Here is a 21,618-nt window from a genome sequence, read left to right on the forward strand (position 1 = left end):
TATCGTTTTCAAAGGCTTTAAAGTGGGTAGTAAAGTAAAAGGTATTGATGCTGACACTTTTGGAACTACACTTACTTTCTCTAACTTAGATTTCGTAACTACTGATGCTCTTTCAACTATTTCTACTCAATTAACAAGTACTCATGCTGAAATACTATCTGCTCAAGCTACAGGAACAGGCGCAACAGAAGATGTTTTTTATGATTGGACAGCATATTTTTCAGGTGGAAAAGGTACTTTGAGTGTTGAAGATAATATAGTTAAAACTGAGTTTTCTGTATATCCAAATCCATTTAACAATGACTTAAATGTATCAAGTCAAATTAAAGTTGAAAGCTTAAGACTGTATAATATTTCTGGCCAACTTGTAAAACAAGTTAAAAATTCTAATTCAATGAATGTATCTGAATTGGCAAAAGGAATTTATATTTTAGAAGTGACTGCAGATGCTACAAGAGAAATTAGAAAAGTTATAAAAAACTAATTATCAATAAATTATAATCTTTTAATAGAAAGAGCTTTAGTTAACTAAAGCTCTTTTTTGTTTACATTAACTTAACGTTCAATATATTGAATAATAATACTTTTGTAGCTTAATTTTTAAAAATCATAAATTTATAATTATGAAATATATTTCTATTTTATTCTTTTTAATTAGTTTTAATATGTTCTCACAATCTATAACAGGAATTGTTTTGGATGGTGATTATAATGAACCCTTGCCTTTTGCCAATGTCTCAATAAAAGGAACAAAAACCGGAGCAACTACTGATATTGATGGTAAGTTTGAAATCAAAGTTGCACCTGGAACTTATACTGTTATTTTCTCTTTTATTGGATATACAACAATTCAATTGAGTGAAGTTATTGTAAAATCAAATAAAGAAACATTTTTACAAGTAACTCTTAAACCTGAGTCAAATCAATTAGAAGATATTGTTATCACAACAACTTCAAAGAAAAATTCAGAAGCATCACTTTTAAATCTGCAGAAAAAATCTATAAGCTTAGTGGATGGTTTGTCAATACAATCCATTAAAAAAGCCGGAGATAGTGATGTTGCAGGAGCTATCAAAAGAGTACCTGGAATTTCAGTTCAAGGAGGTAAATATATATATGTTCGTGGATTGGGAGATCGCTATTCAAAAACTACCTTAAATGGAATGGAACTACCTGGTTTAGACCCAGATAGAAACACGATTCCTATGGATATTTTCCCTACCAATCTTATTGAAAATATTTTAGTTAAAAAATCAGCTTCCTCTGAAATAGGTGCAGATTTTACTGGGGGTACTGTTGATATCAATTTAAAAGACTTTTCATTTAGCCCAGAATACACAATTAATTTTACTGCAGGATACAACCCAGATATGCATTTTAACAGCAATTTTATTGCAGATGTAAAAAGTAGTAGTGATTGGAGAGGAAAAGATGATGGATTAAGAGATATACCATTTGATCAAAGCATTTCATTTGTAAGAGTTAATCCAAGTATTTCAGCCGAAGATGCAAATAACTTAACTGAAAGCACTAGAAAATTAACAAAAACATTAAAACCAATTCAACAAAGAAGTGATTTAAACTATAATTTTGGTTTTTCTGCTTCTAATGGATATAAATTTAAGAAAGATGGGGAATCAACCATAGGGTACATTGCGGCTATTGGTTACAAATCAGAAACATCATTTTTAAATGATTTTTATAGAGCAAACGTAATTAGAACACCTAATGACGGTGTGCAAAATGAATTGGTAAAAGAGGGTATTTTTGGAACTATTAACACTTATTTAAGCACATTATTAGGTGTAACATATAAAGATAGTAAAAATAAAATTGCCGTTAACTTTATTGATTTACAGAACGGAGAATCAAACGCATTAGAATTAGAAAGTCAAGGATTTATTGAAAATGTGTATTGGGGAGAGGAAAGTACAATAACATATACTGAAAGAAATTTAAGAAGCATTCCTATAAATGGAAAACATACTATTGGAGATAATTTATTTACGGTTGATTGGAAATTTGCATCTTCAAAATCTACTTTACAAGATAAAGATTTTAGGACTACAATATTCGAAACGGATGCTGATAAAACGTTTTATTTGATTGGCCCAAACCCTATTGCCTCTCCATCAAGATTGTGGAGAGATTTGGATGAAACGAGCATTGTAGGTAAATTGGATATAGAAATCCCTATTCAAGCTTCTAGTTTTAGTGGTAAAATAAGTTTAGGAGCATCAAAAATTTCAAAAGAACGTGATTTCAATTCTAGAAAATTTGATTTAATCTACCACCCAAGAGATACAGGAATATTTGGAGGTGATCCAAACGCAATTCTTGCTGAAGAAAACATTTGGGTTCAATTACCAGGCACAAATCCAAACAGTAACAGAGGAACATATATTACAGGAGGTCCTGAAAGAACAAATGTCTACAACTCAAAATCAGAAAATGACGCTTTCTATTTATCATCCGAATTAAAGTTATCAGAAATGTTTAAGGCTGTAATTGGAGTTCGATTTGAAAATTATCAATTAAGATATACTGGTGAAGACTTAGAAGGTAATACCTTTGATAATGAATTATTTATTGATGATAAAGATTTGTTTACTAACATCAACCTCATTTTTTCACCCAATGAAAAAAGTAATGTAAGAGCTTCCTATTACAAAACTACTGCTAGACCAAGTTTTAGAGAAGCTTCAGCATCTTATTTAATTGATCCTGTTACACAAACATTTTTCCTTGGAAATCCAGAAATACGATCTGCCTATATAAATAATTACGACTTAAGATATGAATTCTTTGGAGAAAAAAATGAAATGTTCGCCTTAAGTTTGTTCTCAAAAAGCTTTAAAGATCCCATAGAAATTGCTGTTGTTAGCGATGATACTCCTAATGATTTTACCGCTAGAAATAATGATAAAGCGACTGTAAGAGGAGTAGAATTTGAATTGAGAAAAAATTTGTTGACTTTAAATAACTTAACATTCAACGTTAATAGTAATGTTTCATTTATTAGTGCCAAGCAAACTATGAACGAAGATGAATATCAAGCTAGATTAGAGTTGGCAAAAGAAGCTGGTGTAGAAATTAGCAGAGAAAGAGAATTACAAGGACAATCACCTTATATGATAAATATAGGTTTATTAGCTGTTGAAAGTGAAAAAGAAATAGAAGCAGGACTTTACTACAATGTGCAAGGACCAACATTAGAATTTGTTGGTGCAGGTGGGGTTCCTGACATATACTCTGAACCTTTTCACAATCTTGATTTTTCAGCTTCAAAGGTTTTTAATGGCAAAAAGTTAACAAAGAAAATTTCATTTAGAGCAAAAAATATCTTGCAAGATAATACAGAAAGTTATTTCATATTTCACAAAGAAAAAACTAATTTATTTAGAAGTTTTTCGCCAGGAATAACATTCTCTTTAGGAGTAAGTTTAACTTTTAAATAAATTGATATTTTTTAGATTTATCTAGTTCAAAATAAAATTGATATTTTTAAACATTTGAAAAAACTATTTTTTATATATATAAAATATACCATTGTCCACAATTGTGATAATTACTTTTGTGACTTTAAATTCTTTTAAAAATGAGTGATCCATATATTTTAATGCTTGTTGCCTTAGGCATTTTAGCTATCGTTGATTTGATAGTTGGAGTAAGTAATGATGCTGTGAATTTTTTAAACTCTGCCATTGGTTCAAAAGCGATTTCTATTAGAAATATTATGATCATTGCCAGTATTGGAGTTTTTGTGGGTGCTGTAACTTCAAGCGGAATGATGGAAGTTGCCCGAAAAGGAATTTTCAATCCTGATATGTTTGTTTTTCAGGATGTAATGATGATTTTTATGGCAGTCATGATTACAGACATTCTTTTATTGGATGTTTTTAATTCATTGGGAATGCCAACCTCAACTACAGTTTCTGTTATTTTCGAATTGTTAGGAGCTGCGTTTGTGATTGCTGTTATAAAAATAACAAATAGTACTACAGAAAATTTATCTTCAATTTGGAATTACATCAATTATGAAACGGCTACTGAAATTGTGGTAGGAATATTACTTTCTGTTGTAGTTGCTTTTACTGTGGGAGCTGTTGTTCAGTATTTTTCAAGATTGATTTATACCTTCAATTTTGAAACCAGACCCGCATATATTCACTCTTTATTTGGAGGTTTTGCCATCACTGCAATCACTTATTTTATAGTCATAAAAGGATTACAAGGTACCGAATTTTACAGCACTATAAAAGGATTTTTATCAGAAAACAACACCTTAATTATTCTTGGAAATTTTGTTTTCTGGACACTATTTTCTTACTTTTTCGTTGGCATACTTAAAAAAAATATTCTTGTTTTGATCATTGGAGTAGGAACATTTTCACTAGCAATGGCATTTTCAGGAAACGATTTGGTAAACTTTATTGGTGTTCCAATTGCAGCTTTAAACTCATATCAAGCTTGGCAAGTTTCTGGAGTTGCTCCAAACGCTTTTTACATGAACAGTTTGGCAGAAGAAGTTCCTTCCAACTTATGGTTTCTATTAATTGCTGGAACAGTAATGGTTGTCACTTTATGGACTTCCTCAAAAGCGAAATCAGTAATCGAAACAGGTGTTAATTTATCAAGACAAGGAGAAGGTCATGAAAAATTTCAACCTAATAATTTATCAAGAGTTGTGGTTCGTTTTTCAATGTATATCAACAGCGGAATTAATTATGTCATTCCTTTAAAAACGCAAGAATATCTTAATTCTAAATTTGAAAAACCAATTGTAAAATTGCCTAAAGATAAAACCTATGAAATGCCTGCATTTGATATGGTGAGAGCCTCTGTAAATTTGGTAATGGCAAGTGCTTTGATTTCAATTGCAACTTCCATGAAATTGCCACTTTCTACAACCTATGTAACATTTATGGTGGCTATGGGATCTTCTTTGGCTGATAGAGCTTGGGGACGTGAAAGTGCTGTGTATAGAGTTGCAGGTGTTTTAAACGTTATTGGCGGATGGTTTTTAACGGCAATAATTGCTTTTGTAGCGGCTTCAATAGTGGCTTATTTTATTCAATTAAATATGGCTTTTATCCCTGTTTTATTGATTATTGTAATTATTCTTTTGACGAAAAATACGATTGCACACAGAAAAAAATCGAAAGAAATTCAACGAAGAACTTATATTGAGCGCTCAGAATTGATTACCATCAATGGTGTTATCGAAGAAAGTTCAGACCATATATCAGAAGTAGCTATTCGAATCAATAAATTATACACCAATGTGGTGGATGATTTGGCAAAACATGATCTAAATAAATTGCGAAAAACCGATAAATTCGTATCAAAATTGAATGATGAGATAGACGATTTGAAAGACAATGTGTTTTATTTTATCAAATCTTTGGATGAAACTTCTGTACAAGCAAGTAAGTTTTACATCATGGTTTTAGGCTATTTGCAAGATGCAGCTCAGTCAATCAGCTACGTTTCTAGAGCTAGTTTTAAGCATGTAAATAACAATCACAAAAACTTAAAAAGAGGTCAAATCAAGGATTTAAAAGAAATTAATATTCAATTAACTTCTATTTTAGGAAAAGTAAGCACTGTTTTCAAAAAGAGAGATTTTGATAATTTGAACGATATCATCAAAGAAAAAAATCAATTGTTGTTGGATGTTTCTACCTCAGTTGAAAAGCAAGTTGCCAGAATTAGAACTGATGAAACAAGTGCTAAAAACACCACGTTGTATTTTAGTATTTTATTAGAAACTAAGGATTTAATCAAAGCGTTGATGAGTCTTTTAGAAACTTATGAAGAGTTTCATTTGAGTGCTAAAGAGATTAAATAACTAGTAGATTTTAAAACCAAAAGCCTAGATTAAACAACCAATACCGTTGTTTGGTATCTGGAGACCAACTGTATTTTAGTTCAATCGGACCTAAAATACTGTTGTAACTATAGCCAATTGCATACCCAGAAAGTATATTTTTAAATACATCAATATCATTAAAAACATTGCTATCTAAACGTGCATAATTTGCAATGAATGATGTGTAATGATTTTCAAAAAATCGATATCTGAAAGTCAATTCTGATTTTAGGAAAGATTTATCTGACAATTCTGCAAAGTCATATCCATACATAGTTACAAAAGTGTTGACATAATTTTGATTATAACCTCCCAAATAAAAATCAAAAACTTCTGATGTTGGGTTGTTGAAAGAAAAACCTGCTTCATTATTCATTTGAAATGTAAACCGTTCTCCAAAAGTTTTCGCAAATCCAAGAGTTCCTTTTGCTTGTGCAAACTGCTTGAAATCTTGATTGAAATCAGAAGAAGATGCGAACCATTTCAAATTAAAATCAGCAAAATAACCCTCAGTTACAAAATATTTTTGATCATACGTATCCAATTTTAAATAGGCAAACGCACTGAAATAATTGCTTTTATCAATTATAAAATCGTTATCACCATCACTAATTGTTTGTGTACTAACATTGATAAACTTGTGTTCAACACCCAATCCTAAAGCGAATTTGCGATCAAAAGTAGTTTGAATAAACAATTGATTGGTAATATCGGTATAATTCAAATCAATCGCATTTAAGGTTGGAAGCTGAGAAACTATGGGATTGAATTTAGAATTTGCTCTAAAATGATCATATCTTGAACGAAATCCATAACTGATATAAAAACCATTATCCACAAAATAGTTCAAATTGTATCTCAAATTATCCCCTAAAACAGCATCAAAAGAAATCAAATCGTTTTTTAATAAAATATTTTTTTGTTTATAATTTAGTAAAAATCCTGACTTGTATAGCAAATCATAATGCGCTCCTAAACTTACAGTGGCATTGTCATTTGATTCTTTTACTTCAAAACTAAGTTGATACGTATTTGAAAATATATTTTGCATTGAATATGTAATTCTATCATAGTTTTTAGTAGCGTATAAAAGTTGAATTTTTTCAGATATTTTATCTCTTGTCAAGCTATCTCCTTCTCTAATATTCAGTTTTCCAAGCACATAAGCCCTTGTGTATTTTTTAGATCCTTGCAAATCAATTTTAGAAATTATCTTATAATCTTGATGAATGTCTATGTTTTTTCGTTCTTTTTTGATTACTTGCTTTTTCGCAATTTCTTTAAAAATATCGCTATATTTTTCAGCTTCAATTCTTCCTTTTTCTAAAATTTCTTCTTTTCTATCAAAATCAACCACATTAAACTCAAAAATATCTGGATGAATATAAACATCCACTTTTTCTTTCTGTTTTTGCGTTTTGTGATACATCTGATAAATCACAATTTGATTTAAAATAGCAACAACCGAATTCAATTTTTCTTTATCAACCAAGCGTCCTTCAACATCAACACCAATAATAATGTCCATTCCTTTTGATTTCATAATGTCAACAGGAAAATTATTGGCAACACCTCCATCAATTAATAATTCATCTTCAAAATTAACAGGATTTAGCAACGTTGGAAAAGAACCGCTTGCTCTTAAAGCTAAAGGAAGAGAACCATTTTCAATGATAATTTCATTGCCATTTTCAACATCAGTAGCAATACAAAAAAACGGAATTGGCAATGCTGAAAAATCTGTAATATGCTCTGTTTTGTCAAACAATTCAAACAATAGGTTTAGCACATTTTGGCCTTTAGAAATGGCTTTGGGCAATCCAATAGACCAATTATTTACTGGCAAAGTAATGCTTGATTTTTCCTCAAATTCTTTCTCAAAAAAAGTGGCTGTTTTTCTTGGTAATTGATCTCTCATTAATGTCATGAAATCAATTTTTAAAACCATTTCTTCTATTTGATTTGCAGAATAACCAGCCGCATACAAACCTCCAATTATGGCGCCCATACTTGTACCTCCAATATAATCTAGCTGAATTCCGGCTTTGTCAATTTCTTTTAAAACGGCAATATGCGCAAACCCTTTTGCACCTCCTCCACTCAAAACCAATCCTACTTTTGGTTGGTTTTGCTGTCCAAACAAAAAACAAGGAATGACTAGAAAAAGGTAAAAAAAAGTTGGTTTCACATAGACTCTTTTGGATGATAAAAATGATATACTTTTGTGGCTCTTGCGTTTCCAATTACTTCCTGAATTTCTTCAAAAGTTGCTTCTTTAACGCGTTTTGCGGACTTAAATGTACGCAATAAAGTTGTAATTGTTTGTGTGCCAATATCAGGAATTTGTTCAAGCTCTGATTGAATGGCACTTTTACTTCGTTTGTTTCTGTGAAAAGTGATGCCAAATCTGTGTGCTTCATTTCGCAAAAACTGAATAATTTTCAATGTTTCCGATTTTTTATCCAAATACATTGGAATGGAATCTCCTGGATAATAAATTTCTTCCAAGCGTTTTGCAATGCCAATAATCGCAATTTTTCCTCGTAAACCTAATGCATCTAAACTTTTTAAAGCAGAGGATAATTGTCCTTTTCCACCATCAATTACAATCAATTGTGGTAATGATTCATTTTCAGAAAGCAATCTGCTATAACGTCTGTACACAACTTCTTCCATGGATGCAAAATCATCTGGACCTTCTACAGTTTTGATATTGTAATGTCTGTAGTCTTTTTTGCTGGGTTTTCCGTCTTTAAAAACCACGCATGCAGCTACAGGATTTGTGCCTTGAATGTTCGAATTGTCAAAACATTCTATGTGTTTTGGCTCTTCAGAAAGACGTAAATCTTTCTTCATTTGCGCCATAATTCGATTGACGTGTCTTTCAGGATCTACAATTTTTATTTGCTTGAATTGCTCCTGTCTATAGTATTTTGCATTTCGTTCCGAAAGTTCTACAATGCGTTTTTTATCTCCCAATTTCGGAATGGTAACTTTGATATCTTCGCCCAAATCCACTTCAAAAGGAACATAAATTTCAGGAGATTGCGAATTGAAACGCTGTCTGATTTCAATGATAAAAAGTTCCAACAATTCTTTGTCTGATTCTTCTAATTTTTTCTTGATTTCTGTAGTGTGAGATTGAATAATGGAACCGTTTGAAATCTTTAAAAAATTGGCATAACCATGTGTTTCATCAGAAATGATGGAAAAAACATCTACATTATTGATGGACGGATTTACAATCGTACTTTTTGCTTGATAATTGCTTAATAAATTTAACTTTTCTTTGATTTTTTGAGCTTCTTCAAACTCCATTTTTGTAGCAAAATCAAGCATTTTTTCTTGAAACTTCTCTAAACTTTCTTTGAAATTTCCTTTTACAATATTCCGAATTTCTTTGATAGATTCGTTGTAATTTTGTTCAGTTTCCAAACCTTCGCAAGCACCTTTACAGTTTTTTAAATGATACTCTAAACACACTTTGTATTTGCCTTCTTCAATGTTTTTTTCAGACAAATCAAAACTGCAATTTCGTAATGGATATAAGTCTTTGATCAAATCTAGCAACACTCTAACTGTTTTTACTGAAGTATAAGGTCCAAAATATTCTGAGCCATCTTTGATGACATTTCGAGTCATAAAAACTCTTGGAAAACGCTCTTTTTTGATGCAAATCCAAGGATAACTTTTGTCATCTTTCAACAACACATTGTAACGTGGTTTGTGCTTTTTGATCAGATTATTTTCCAATAAAAGTGCATCCGTTTCTGTGTTGACCACAATGTGTTTTATATGAACAATTTTTTTTACTAAAACCCGAGTTTTGCCATTTTCTTGAGTTTTTGTAAAATAGGAAGTCACTCTTTTTTTTAAATCTTTGGCTTTGCCAACATAAATAATTTTGTTGTCTTTATCAAAATATTGATACACACCTGGAGCATTTGGCAACGTTTTTAGTTGAAGTTCTATGGATTCAGAAATGCTCATTGATCAAAAAATTACAATCGTAAAATTGATGATTTTTTATGAATTTTCCTAACCGAAAGGAAATTAAAGAAAGGTATTCTATTGCCGAATTCAAACACAAATTTCACAAATTTTTCGTGTAATTTTTGAAATTCGTGTCTTAATTTATTGCTATTTAATCCTTTGGAAAAGCTTGTTTGCTAAAAATAAAAAGAATGGCCACACCAACAGTGATAAAAGCATCAGCTGGATTGAAAATATATTGAAAAAAAGTATAGGGTTCACCACCCACAAATGGAAACCAACTAGGCAAATTCCCAGACCAAATGGGAAAATAAAACATGTCAACTACTTTGCCATAAAATAATTTTCCATAAGGTTCCTCAGCAAAAAGTGTGGCTACTTTGTGCGAAGAATCGTCAAAAATAACTCCATAAAAAACAGAATCAATAATATTGCCAACAGCTCCTGAAAAAATGAGTGAAATGGCAATAATTACAGCATTGTGAATCTTACTTTTTATAGTGGTATACAACCAATATACGATTCCACAAACTGCCACCAAACGAAATAAGGTTAGAAACAATTTTCCAGTTTCGCCACCAAATTCAAATCCCATTGCCATGCCATTATTTTCGGTAAAATGAATGCGAAACCAATCAAAAACAACAACTTCTTCACCCAATATAAAATTGGTTTTGATATAAATTTTTACAATTTGGTCTATTATAATAGCGCTAAGTATTGTAGCAATTGCAAGATTCTTTTTTGACATGCTTTTTTGATTTCTGTTTGCAAAAATAAGAATTATATTGAGTTTATTGGGTGCTTATAAAAATTATCCCTTTTATGGTATTTATGGACAATAATTGGGATGTATCTGATATCTTTTTCTGAAAATCTTTTTGATACATAACATTGTCAACAGTAATATTTCCAATATTTGAATGCAGCGTTATATTTTTGTTTTTTGCAGTGGCATAAATGGTTCCTGCATACATTTTGACAACAGTATTTGACTGAATGGTATTGAGTTTTACAATGCCTTTTTCGATATAAATGGTCAAATCTCCCCAAAAATTTTTTGATTCAATACTATGATTTTCTCCATAAATAGTGAGGTTTTTACCTTTAGGAATTTTTACAATAGCATATGCTCTTTGCAATCTTTTGGTAATGAATTTCCGAAAAACAGTTTCTTCAATAATCAAACTATCCAATTGAAATTGGATGGAAACTCTATTATTTTCTTCGGAAATGATGATTTCTTGTTCGTGCATATTTTCGGCAAACAAAATCACTTCAACGAATTTTGAGTTGGAATTTTCTATCACAAAATCATCCAAACCAACTGTTGAAATCTCAATTTCTTTTTGAGAAGTTTCCAAATCTTTCTCTACTTTTTTCTGACTAAAAAAATGAGTTGAAAAACATAAAAAAAAGAGAAAAAGACTACTTTTCATAAAATTGAATTCTTATTTATTTCTCTTTAATGAAAAATCATTTTCTTTTGAAGTGTTCCTTTTTCTGTCAAAATATGAACAATATAAGCAGCTTTAGGCCTTTTATCAACAGAAATAAAACTTTGCAAAGTTATCTTTTCATCAATCAAAAGCTTACCTAAAATATCATAAACTTTGATTGTTTTTTTTCCAGAAGGTAATCCTGAAAAATAAATTTTTGCATCCTTATAATAAATGCTACTATTGGATACATTATTTTTAGTTGTGCCTAACGTTTCTGATGATGTATGTATAAAAAATCGTCCTGAACCATGAAGGTTTTTTCCGCTTTTAAAAGTATATTTTTTTTGAAAATCATTCATCAAAGTATAAATTCCTAGTGCTCTATCCTCTAAATAGACTTTTATATTTTCATCCATATTTTTTGATTCAAAACGAATACTAATTGACTTATTTGCTGGGGCATTTATACCAATTGGAATCACCGTAAAATAATCTTTTGGGATGGATTGAATAGACAAATTACTATTTTGATTTTGACCAACTATTTTAGTGTAGATTTCAAGATTGCTTGCAATTCCTGAATATAAAGTGCTGTCAAAACCATTATCAAAATCGATTGTTGCGTTACTTATATAAAATATATCTGTTTGTTTTTCAATGGTTCCATCACTAAGAAATACCTTGATTGCTGGTTTTGTTTGTTGTTTTAAAAAATTAAATGTTTGATGACTTTGCATCAATTTTGAAAACAACACATTTCCTCCTTCTGGTTTTGATTTCACAAAAAACCCTTGTCCTGGCGCAATAAATACAGCATTTGAAGCGTGATTTATAGCATTGTATGAAGTTCCATTCCATAACCAAATAGTGATTTCGTCCAATAAATTGGCATTTGTTGTTAAAAAATTATGGATTCCATCAGCATCAATATTTAAAGGAATAAAGGAAGTATATACGTTTCCTAACAAATTGAAAGCATTGTTGGTTCCTTTAGAAATGGATTTAGTTGTATTTGTTGTTACAATTGCTCCTGAAAAACGCAAATTTCCTTGAGATGTTCTTAATGTAGAATATCCTTCTCCCTGCAAAAAAGTGGCTGTATTTCCTGACATCATATACTGCCAACTTCCAGTGTTATTATTGTAAATTGCGATTCCTTTTTGAGTTGGATTGATAGTTCCTGATGCAATGAAATTTTCAGAAACCCAATCATTATTATAAACCTGATTGATTACTGGCGAACTTGTTAAATGCCAATTTGTAGTTACATATCTATTATATGTGATATTTCCACTGGCTGTTCCTTCTACTATGAAACTCCCTGAATTTGATACACTAGAATTTATGATTAAATTTCCATTATTGGTAACATTTTCCTTTACTGTTACTGATGCTTGAGGTGTTAATGTTACTGTTGCATTGGTTTCAATGGATAAATTTGCAACAATAACTAATGAATTAATAACTGGTGAATTTACAGTATTTGGGATTTTTGCATCAATTGTATTTGAGGGCAAACCATTTGACCAATTTCCAGATTTTTGCCAATCACTATCAATAGTTCCTGTCCAAGTTGTTAAAGGATTTGCAGTAAATTTTCCTGTGTAAAGTCCTCTTCCATAACTAGATGCTAAAATGGTGTAATCTGCAGTTCGTAAACTTAATGATGTTACTGCAACATTTGACATTCCGTTGTAAGATTGATGCCAATTTGGAGAATCATCTTTAAAATTTTTCGTGTTCCAAATACCCAATTCAGTTCCAATAATCACTTCATCGTTATTTAACGGATTCATTAAAATGCATTTCACAGGAAAATCTGGTAAATCTCCTTCTTTGTTTGTCCAATTATCTCCTCCATCTTCAGAAAACCAAATACTTGTAACTCCAAAATTGTGAAAAGTTACCAAAATTTCGTTTTCATTAGTTCCAAATTCTATGGATGAAATACTTCCTAAAAAAGAATCTCCAGAGATATTTGTAATTGTTTGAGTTGCCGTATTTGCATTTTCGACTTTTGCTAAAATTCCAGTTTTAGTGCCCACAAAAACAGTAGAAGAATTAGTGGTAAAAGGCGAAACTTTGATAGCGCTGATATTTGTTAAAAGTGCATTTGAAATAGTTGTTCTTGTAGGAGAATTTGTTGTAATATTCGAAAAACGAGCCAAATGTGTTGTTCCATTTGTATATAAAATATCTAAATTTTCATCCAAATCCATTACATTCACAAAATCTCCAGTATTGCTATCTTTAGAAATTGTAAACTGACTTCCACTTGTATAAGGTAAATTGAAACGAACAATTCTATTATACAAATACGTTGCAATCATATAAGTTCCTTCTTTATCAATAAAACTATAGGTGCCATCACCACCAAAAATTCCATTAGAATTGTTTATTCCAATAGTAGGATTGTCAAAAAACTGTGTTCCATTATCTTGAGTTCCTCCTAAAAAATTTTCAGTATCAATACTTGCACCAATTGCACTATGATAAAATTGAGTAATATTATACTCTTTATTTCTCTCGGTAATTGAAGCTGGATTTGAGGACGCTGTTGATAAAGAAGTTGCATAATAAACGCCTCCATCATTACCAATAATAGCTTTGTTTGCATCTGTTGGATGAAAAACCAACGTGTGTTGATCTGCATGTACCAAAGGAACATTCAACGCATTTAAATTATTGTTATTTGACCATTTAGTAATTTGTGTCCAAGAAGTTCCACTATCTGTGGTCCTAAAAAAATCGATTCCTCCAACATAAGCAATTTCATCATTTGTTGGGTCAATTTCAACTGTTAAATTATAAAAAGCTTGCCCTCTTGTAAAATCATTTGGAGGAATATTTAAATCAGCATCATCAGGCAATGCTAAAATTGTTGGTGAAGTTTCGAAAGCATTTGTCGTTTTTAAAATTGAAACAAAAGGATCTATAAATGCAGTTTGTGCTTCATTAAAAGTAGCAACTCTTGCTAAGACATAAAGGGTATTTGCGTTTTGTTTAGATACTGCAATTTCTGTTCTTCGTGCATTTGGAATCGAATGTTTCAATGTAAACGTATTTCCATCAGAACTACTATAAATACGACCCCCTCCAAGCCCAAAAACATTTCTTCTTGTCGCTAGCCATAAAGTATTATCTATTCCTATTTCAAAATCATTTGGAGCAACAGTAGTTCCATCAACATCTAAAGTAATTTTGTTCCAATTATTGCCATTATTTGTAGACTTATAAATTCCATATTCGTTGAATCCTAAATAAGTATCAATGGGATTTCTACTATATCCTGCAGCACCAATAGCCGCAAAAACTTCAGAGTCGTGAGTTGTTGCCGAGTTTCCATCAGCATCTCTTACTATAATATCATTTACATAATATGTTCCTGGCACAAAACCTTCAGTTGTAACACCTCTAACTTTATATACATTTGTCCAAGTATTTCCTCCGTCTATAGATTTCCAAATTCCATTTCCTAAAGCTTGGTCAGGAGTATGCACTTCTCCTGTTCCTAAATACATTATTTGAGAATTGTTTGGGTCAACTGCCATACAAGTAACTGAAAGATTTTCATCAATACCAACTCTTGTCCAAGAAGAATTTTCGTCAGTAATATCATTATTTACCCATAATCCACCACTAACTCCGCCTGCAAAAACACGTTTGTGAGTAACATCATTTGGATCAAATAGTACCATTCGTGTTCTACCACCAACATTATTTGGACCTCTTTCTATCCATGAATTATCTATTCCATCTCCAGGAGTTCTTTGTTGTAATTTTCTAAGCTCTTTTAAATCTTGTTGAACCTTGTATATATTTTCAGGATGTGTTCTGCCTGTTTTTGGATTGATTTCCAACAAATATTTTTCTTCAAAATATTTATTAGGTGGAATTCCTAGAGCCAATCTTTCTTCTTTAGAAAGTTGTAAGGTATTTTGTAAAGGATGATTTTTAATAAGTGCTAAATGCTTTTCTTGTAGATTTTGATGGTTGTTTTTTGTGGATGTTATTTTATATAAAACAACACTTAAAACAATGAATATTAAAATAATAGTAGTCTTTTTCATACTATCAAAGATAATACACTTCTCTATTTTATGAAACAAAAAAAAAGTCGCCATTCAAAAAAAGTTTTTTGACTGGCGACTTAAAATAATTTTAAATGCTATTTTTACTGACGTCTTTTCGCTTCAATGCTCAATGTAGCATGAGGCACTAATTTTAAACGCTCTTTTTGGATTAATTTTCCTGTAACTCTACAAACTCCATACGTACCATTTTCGATTCTTTGCAACGCATTTTTCAAATCTCTAATGAATTTTTCTTGTCTGATAGCCAATTGTACATTCGCTTCTTTGTTCATCACATCTGAACCTTCGTCAAAAGATTTGAATGATGGTGAAGTATCATCAGTACCATTATCCGCATCGTTTTTATAAGCACTTTTCAAGATATCTAAATCTTCTTGCGCTCTTTTTATTTTCTTTTCAATAATTTGTCTGAACTCTTTTAAGTCCTCTTCTGAATATTTTAATTTTACATCTGACATAATCTTACATTTTTTCAATTACTATTTTACTTACAATACTATCAAATTCAATAGGTGTTCCTAATGTTAATTCATCCACAAAAACCAATTCTTGCGTCAATGTTTCGCTCATGATATAGGTTTTATTTTCTGAAATTGCTTCTTGCAAATTCTCAAAGTTTAATACTGTTAATTTTATTTTATCTGTAACTTCTAAACCTGAATCTTTTCGGGCATTTTGAATTCTATTAACCAATTCTCTTGCAATCCCTTCTTTTCGCAAATCTTCAGTGATGGTAACATCTAACGCAACTGTATAAGAACCTTCGTTCGCAACTAACCAACCTTCAATGTCTTTGGATGTAATTTCAACATCTTCAAGTCCTAAATTTATGTTTTTTCCTTGAATGTCAATGGAAATGTTTCCTGATTTTTCAATTTTGTTAATATCTTCTTTTGAGAAATTTTGTATTTCATTCGCAATCAATCTCATATCTTTTCCAAACTTTGGTCCTAAGGTTTTAAAATTCGGTTTTATTTGCTTGATGAGTATGTCTGATGCGTCTTCTAGTAATTCAATTTCTTTGATATTTACTTCGTGTTTTATCAAATTTGATACCGCTAAAATGGCTTCTTTTTGTTGAAAACTATCCACAGGTATCATGATTTTTTGCAATGGCTGACGCACTTTTATTTTCTCTTTTGCGCGTAAAGAAAGTACTAAAGATGAAATTTTTTGTGCACTTTCCATTTTTTGTTCCAAATTTTTATCCACAAAAGCAGCATCAAAAGTTGGAAAATGTGCTAAATGAATACTTTCAAAAGCTTCTTTTTGAGTCACAGAATTCAAATCTTGATACAATTTATCCATGAAAAAAGGGGCAATTGGTGCGCCTAATTTGGCAATCGTCATCATGCAAGTGTACAAAGTTTGGTAGGCAGAAATTTTATCTGTTTCATAATCGCCTTTCCAAAAACGTCTTCTGCTTAATCGCACATACCAATTGCTCAGATATTCTTGCGTAAAATCGGAAATGGCTCTTGCCGCTTTTGTGGGTTCATATTCTGCGTAAAATTGATCTACATTTTGAATTAAAGTGTGTAATTCTGACAAAATCCATCTGTCTAATTCTGGTCTTTCATTTAATGGAACATCAACTTCTTTGTATGAAAATCCGTCAATATTTGTGTATAAAGAAAAGAAAGAATACGTATTGTAAAGCGTACCAAAAAACTTGCGTTTTACTTCTTCAATGCCTTCTAAATCAAATTTTAAATTGTCCCAAGGATTTGCATTTGCAATCATGTACCAACGAGTAGCATCTGCTCCAAAAGTTGATAATGTGGTAAAAGGATCAACAGCATTTCCCAAACGTTTAGACATTTTTTGTCCGTTTTTGTCCAAAACCAAGCCATTTGAAACTACGTTTTTATACGCAACTGAATCAAAAACCATGGTTGCAATGGCATGCAATGTATAAAACCAACCACGAGTTTGGTCAACTCCTTCTGCAATAAAATCTGCTGGGAAAGCTTCATTTTTATCGATAAAATCTTTATTTTCAAATGGATAATGCCACTGAGCGTAAGGCATTGCACCAGAATCAAACCAAACATCAATCAAATCACTTTCGCGTTTCATCGATTTTCCTGATGCGGAAACCAAGATAATTTCATCAACAATATTTTTGTGCAAATCTATTTTTGCATAATTTTCTTCGGAATTGTTTCCAATTTCAAACTCTTCAAAAATATCTTTAGTTAACAATCCTGCATTAACGGCTTTTGCCATTTCATTTTTTAATTCTTCCACAGAACCAATACAAATTTCTTCTTTGCCATCTTCTGTTCGCCAAATTGGCAAAGGAATTCCCCAATAACGAGATCGTGATAAGTTCCAATCATTGGCATTTGCCAACCAATTTCCAAAACGTCCTGTTCCTGTTGATTCTGGTTTCCAGTTGATTGTCTTGTTCAATTCATGCATTCGCTCTTTTACTTGAGTTGCTTTGATGAACCAAGAATCTAATGGATAATATAAAATTGGTTTGTCTGTTCGCCAACAATTTGGATAACTGTGTTTGTATTTTTCTACTTTGAACGCTTTGTTTTCAAATTTCAGTTTGATGGCAATTTCAACATCCACTGATTTTTCAGGAGCTTCTCCATCAGGATAATATTCGTTTTTCACATATTTCCCTGCGAAATCTGTTACTTCTGGTCTGAATTTTCCTTGCAAATCAACCAAAGGAACCAAATTACTATGTTCGTCTTTTACCAACATTGGCGGAATTTCTGGAATGGCTTGTTTGGCAACAAAAGCATCATCAGCGCCAAAAGTAGGAGCAGTGTGCACAATTCCTGTTCCATCTTCTGTGGTTACAAAATCGCCAGAAATTACTCTGAAAGCATTTTCTGGATGGTCATTTGGTAAGACATAGTCCATTAATTGCTCATATTTGATGCCAACCAAATCTTTTCCAACGCATGTTGCCATGATTTTAAAAGGAATCAATTTGTCTGATTCTTTAAATGCTTCTAATTCAGATTGATGTTCAACTTCTTTGAATTTCCCAGCAAATTGTTTGGAAACCAAATTTTTAGCCAACACAACTTTTGTTCGTTCAAACGTGTATTGATTAAAAGTATCCACTAAAACATAGTCAATTTTTGGACCAACAGTCAAAGCTGTATTGGAAGGCAACGTCCAAGGAGTAGTTGTCCAAGCTAAAAAATAAGCCCATCCTAAATCCTTCCCTAAGGGAAGGACTTCAGATTCGTTATCTAATTTAAATGCATTTAAAAACGCATTCCTGTTACCCCCTTTGGGGGAAAGGGGGAATTGCGCAACAACAGTAGTATCAGTCACATCCTGATAGGTTCCTGGTTGATTTAATTCGTGCGAACTCAACCCTGTTCCCGCTTTTGGAGAATAAGGCTGAATTGTATAGCCTTTGTATAATAAATTTTTAGTGTAAATCTGTTTTAATAACCACCAAACAGATTCCATATATTTAGGTTCGTAAGTGATGTATGGATCTTCCATATCAACCCAATACCCCATTTTTTGCGTTAAATCGTTCCAAATATCTGTGTAACGCATCACCGCTTTTCGGCAAGCTGCATTGTAATCTTCTACCGAAATTTTTTTGCCAATATCTTCTTTGGTAATCCCTAATTCTTTCTCAACACCTAATTCTATTGGCAATCCATGCGTATCCCATCCAGCTTTTCTTTTTACTTGAAAACCTTTCATGGTTTTATATCGAGGAAAAATATCTTTGATAGCTCTTGCTAAAACGTGATGAACTCCAGGCAAACCGTTGGCAGATGGAGGTCCTTCAAAAAAAACAAATGGCGTTGCATTTTCTCTGGAAGTAACACTTTTATAAAAAATGTTATTTTCTTCCCAATACTGTAAAATTTCTTCCGCTATTTTTGGTAAGTCAAGTGCTTTATATTCAGGAAATTTCGCTTTCATTTTGTCTCTTTTCTTATAAGGTTGCGAAATTAAGGAATTTCTGTAAAATGAAAGGCTTTAAGTGTAAAAAATAGGCAGACACAAATTTCACGAAATTTCACGTATTCATCTCGTTATGATTTGATTAAAATTTTTGAGAAATTATAACTGTTTTATTAGAGATTGAAAATAATCCGTTTTGTCGGATTTTAGATTTGTGCAAATTTGTGAAATTGGTGTCTTAAAAAAATTAAAACCCTCTTTCTTTCTTAATTTTTTCATAGGCAGCCTGAATACTTTGGAATTTTTCTTGTGCGCCTTTTAAATGTTCTTCGCCCAAATCTTGCAATTTATCAGGATGATGTTTTTTTGCCAAAGTTCTGTACGCTTTTTTCACTTCCTCATCAGAAGCTGTTTTTTCGATTTCCAAAATTTTATAAGAATTTTCTGATGCATCATAAAACATGGCTTTTATAGATTCAAAATCATGTTGATTGATGTATAAATAACCTGCAATTTTTCTGATTTCATCAATTTCTTTTTCGATAACAAATTCGTCAGCTTTGGCAATTCCGAACAAAAAATGAATCAGTTGCAAACGTGAAGCATGAGGCATGTGTTCGCGAATTTGGAAACAAACTTGTCGTGCAGAAATTTCTTTTTTGATGACTCCTTTAAACAATTTAAATGCATTATTAGCGCGTTGTTCACCATACATCGCATAAAATTGACTTCTTACAAAATTCAATTCACGCTGATCAATTTTCCCATCAGATTTGATGACAATGGATGCCAAAACTAGCAAACTGATTTCAAAATCGCCAGATTGTGTATTTATTTGTTGCGATGAATTTTGTTGATATTCTCTTTGTTCGGTAATAATATCATCGGAAGTTATTCCATCAACAAAACTTCCAATGGCAAAACCAATTGCAGCTCCAATTGGACCTCCTAACGTAAATCCCAAACCTGCTCCTAACCATTTTGTAAAATTTCCCATACTTTTTTTACCTATTTTAAAGACCTCAAAGAAAGTAAAAAAATGAAGCATAACATCAATTTTTTTGATGTATCTATCAAAAAATCTATTCAAAATGAACTTGAATGCTTTTATTTTTATAAGTATATTTGCAATTCAAAAAATGAAGAAATTATGTATCCAGAAGAATTAGTAAAACCAATGCGTGATGAGTTAATCAACGCTGGTTTTGAAGCATTATATACAGCAGCAGACGTTGAAAACGCAATAGCAAAAAAAGGAACAACTTTGGTTATGGTGAATTCAGTGTGTGGTTGTGCAGCAGGAACAGCAAGACCAGGAGCGATTGCTTCTTTGAGAGCTGATAAAACTCCTGACAATTTAACGACTGTTTTTGCAGGTGTAGAAAAAGAATCTACGCAAAAAGCAAGAGAATTCATGGTACCATTTCCTCCATCTTCTCCAGCAATTGCGCTATTTAAAGATGGAAATTTGGTGCACATGTTAGAGCGTCATCATATTGAAGGAAGATCTGCACAAATGATTGCTCAAAATTTAGCAGCTGCTTACGAAGAGCATTGTTAATTTTTAAGAAATAAGATTTTAGAATCAAGAAACAAGATAAAAATCCACGAAAAATTCGTGGATTTTTATATTTTACATCATCAGAAAATCTAAAAATGAAACCAGAAAAAATCATAGAGAATACTATCAAATTTGTAAAAAATGAACTAAAAAATGCTGAAGGTGGTCATGATTGGTTTCATATTGAACGCGTTTTTAAGAATGCCATTTTAATTTCAAAAGAAGAATCTGTGGATGTTTTTGTGGTTTCATTAGCAGCATTATTGCATGATATTGCAGACCCAAAATTTCACAATGGTGATGAAACTATAGGTCCTAAAAAAGCAGCAAAGTTTCTTGAAAATCAAAAAGTTGATTTAAAAACTAGTGAACATGTTGTAAGTATTATCAAACATGTTTCTTTTAAAAATTCTTTAGATAAAAAAGCGCCAAAATTTAGCTCAAAAGAATTGGAAGTTGTGCAAGATGCTGATCGATTGGATGCCATTGGTGCTATCGGAATTGCACGTTGTTTTCATTATGGAGGTTTTAAAAATAGGCAAATTTATAATCCTGAGATTATTCCAAATTTGAACTTATCAAAAGAAGCCTATAAAAATTCGGATGCACCAACAATCAATCATTTTTATGAAAAATTATTGCTTTTGAAAGACAAAATGAATACCAAAACTGGTAAAAAAATAGCATCAGAAAGACATCGTTATATGGAATTGTTTTTAGAGCAATTTTATAACGAATGGAATGGAAAGTTGTAAT

The 21,618-nt window shown here is 31.4% G+C and carries 13 protein-coding genes; 5 read left to right on the forward strand and 8 right to left on the reverse strand.

Annotated elements, in window-relative coordinates:
• The 3 genes from IU405_RS15355 to IU405_RS15365 all read left to right on the forward strand — a co-directional run.
• On the forward strand, positions 1–484 hold a 484-nt coding region (locus IU405_RS15355), incomplete at its 5' end, for a T9SS type A sorting domain-containing protein (protein WP_231749791.1).
• A 139-nt stretch (positions 485–623) separates the two neighbouring features.
• Positions 624–3,458: a TonB-dependent receptor gene (locus tag IU405_RS15360; RefSeq protein WP_197439501.1), complete on the forward strand. Its 2,835-nt coding sequence runs from the start codon at positions 624–626 to the stop codon at positions 3,456–3,458.
• Positions 3,459–3,598: 140 nt separating this feature from the next.
• Positions 3,599–5,851: an inorganic phosphate transporter gene (locus IU405_RS15365; protein WP_197439502.1), complete on the forward strand. Its 2,253-nt coding sequence runs from the start codon at positions 3,599–3,601 to the stop codon at positions 5,849–5,851.
• 10 nt (positions 5,852–5,861) lie between these two features.
• On the opposite strand, the gene IU405_RS15370 is transcribed toward IU405_RS15365, so the two are convergent.
• The 8 genes from IU405_RS15370 to IU405_RS15405 all read right to left on the reverse strand — a co-directional run bounded on the left by IU405_RS15370 (position 5,862) and on the right by IU405_RS15405 (position 20,298).
• Positions 5,862–8,060, reverse strand: coding sequence for a patatin-like phospholipase family protein (locus IU405_RS15370; RefSeq protein ID WP_197439503.1), 2,199 nt, complete (start codon positions 8,058–8,060; stop codon positions 5,862–5,864).
• Complete coding sequence (uvrC, locus tag IU405_RS15375) at positions 8,057–9,862, reverse strand: excinuclease ABC subunit UvrC (RefSeq protein WP_231749793.1); 1,806 nt, start codon at positions 9,860–9,862, stop codon at positions 8,057–8,059. The genes IU405_RS15370 and uvrC overlap by 4 nt, the downstream gene beginning before the upstream one ends.
• A gap of 154 nt (positions 9,863–10,016) precedes the next feature.
• Complete coding sequence (locus tag IU405_RS15380) at positions 10,017–10,616, reverse strand: lipoprotein signal peptidase (RefSeq protein ID WP_197439504.1); 600 nt, start codon at positions 10,614–10,616, stop codon at positions 10,017–10,019.
• Positions 10,617–10,659: 43 nt separating this feature from the next.
• The gene (locus IU405_RS15385) at positions 10,660–11,304 is read right to left on the reverse strand and encodes a hypothetical protein (RefSeq protein WP_197439505.1); all 645 of its coding nucleotides are present in this window, start codon (positions 11,302–11,304) and stop codon (positions 10,660–10,662) included.
• 26 nt (positions 11,305–11,330) lie between these two features.
• A complete protein-coding gene (locus IU405_RS15390; RefSeq protein WP_197439506.1) occupies positions 11,331–15,377 on the reverse strand; it encodes a T9SS type A sorting domain-containing protein in 4,047 nt (1,348 codons plus the stop codon).
• Between the two features lie 104 nt (positions 15,378–15,481).
• The gene (locus IU405_RS15395) at positions 15,482–15,859 is read right to left on the reverse strand and encodes a TraR/DksA family transcriptional regulator (RefSeq protein ID WP_105047338.1); all 378 of its coding nucleotides are present in this window, start codon (positions 15,857–15,859) and stop codon (positions 15,482–15,484) included.
• Between the two features lie 4 nt (positions 15,860–15,863).
• On the reverse strand, positions 15,864–19,319 hold the full coding sequence (ileS, locus tag IU405_RS15400; protein WP_197439507.1) for an isoleucine--tRNA ligase: 3,456 nt from the start codon (positions 19,317–19,319) through the stop codon (positions 15,864–15,866).
• 229 nt (positions 19,320–19,548) lie between these two features.
• Positions 19,549–20,298 carry a TerB family tellurite resistance protein gene (locus IU405_RS15405; protein ID WP_197439508.1) on the reverse strand — a complete coding sequence of 250 codons (750 nt, stop codon included), beginning with the start codon at positions 20,296–20,298 and terminating at the stop codon, positions 19,549–19,551.
• Between the two features lie 153 nt (positions 20,299–20,451).
• Here IU405_RS15405 and IU405_RS15410 point away from each other — a divergent pair, with 153 nt between their 5' ends.
• Together IU405_RS15410 and IU405_RS15415 are read left to right on the forward strand one after the other, a co-directional pair.
• Positions 20,452–20,862: a BrxA/BrxB family bacilliredoxin gene (locus IU405_RS15410; protein ID WP_197439528.1), complete on the forward strand. Its 411-nt coding sequence runs from the start codon at positions 20,452–20,454 to the stop codon at positions 20,860–20,862.
• Between the two features lie 95 nt (positions 20,863–20,957).
• Complete coding sequence (locus IU405_RS15415; protein ID WP_197439509.1) at positions 20,958–21,617, forward strand: HD domain-containing protein; 660 nt, start codon at positions 20,958–20,960, stop codon at positions 21,615–21,617.
• Position 21,618 lies beyond the last annotated feature (1 nt).

It is taken from the genome of Polaribacter sp. BAL334 (genome assembly GCF_015767435.1).
GTDB lineage: Bacteria > Bacteroidota > Bacteroidia > Flavobacteriales > Flavobacteriaceae > Polaribacter.

Excerpts from the sequence above, each read along its gene's own strand:
- IU405_RS15380 (WP_197439504.1), bottom strand. The coding sequence starts at position 10,616 with ATGTCAAAAAAGAATCTTGCAATTGCTACAATACTTAGCGCTATTATA.
- uvrC (WP_231749793.1), bottom strand. The coding sequence starts at position 9,862 with ATGAGCATTTCTGAATCCATAGAACTTCAACTAAAAACGTTGCCAAAT.
- IU405_RS15405 (WP_197439508.1), bottom strand. The coding sequence starts at position 20,298 with ATGGGAAATTTTACAAAATGGTTAGGAGCAGGTTTGGGATTTACGTTA.
- IU405_RS15395 (WP_105047338.1), bottom strand. The coding sequence starts at position 15,859 with ATGTCAGATGTAAAATTAAAATATTCAGAAGAGGACTTAAAAGAGTTC.
- IU405_RS15360 (WP_197439501.1), top strand. The coding sequence starts at position 624 with ATGAAATATATTTCTATTTTATTCTTTTTAATTAGTTTTAATATGTTC.
- IU405_RS15385 (WP_197439505.1), bottom strand. The coding sequence starts at position 11,304 with ATGAAAAGTAGTCTTTTTCTCTTTTTTTTATGTTTTTCAACTCATTTT.
- IU405_RS15415 (WP_197439509.1), top strand. The coding sequence starts at position 20,958 with ATGAAACCAGAAAAAATCATAGAGAATACTATCAAATTTGTAAAAAAT.
- ileS (WP_197439507.1), bottom strand. The coding sequence starts at position 19,319 with ATGAAAGCGAAATTTCCTGAATATAAAGCACTTGACTTACCAAAAATA.
- IU405_RS15390 (WP_197439506.1), bottom strand. The coding sequence starts at position 15,377 with ATGAAAAAGACTACTATTATTTTAATATTCATTGTTTTAAGTGTTGTT.
- IU405_RS15410 (WP_197439528.1), top strand. The coding sequence starts at position 20,452 with ATGTATCCAGAAGAATTAGTAAAACCAATGCGTGATGAGTTAATCAAC.
- IU405_RS15365 (WP_197439502.1), top strand. The coding sequence starts at position 3,599 with ATGAGTGATCCATATATTTTAATGCTTGTTGCCTTAGGCATTTTAGCT.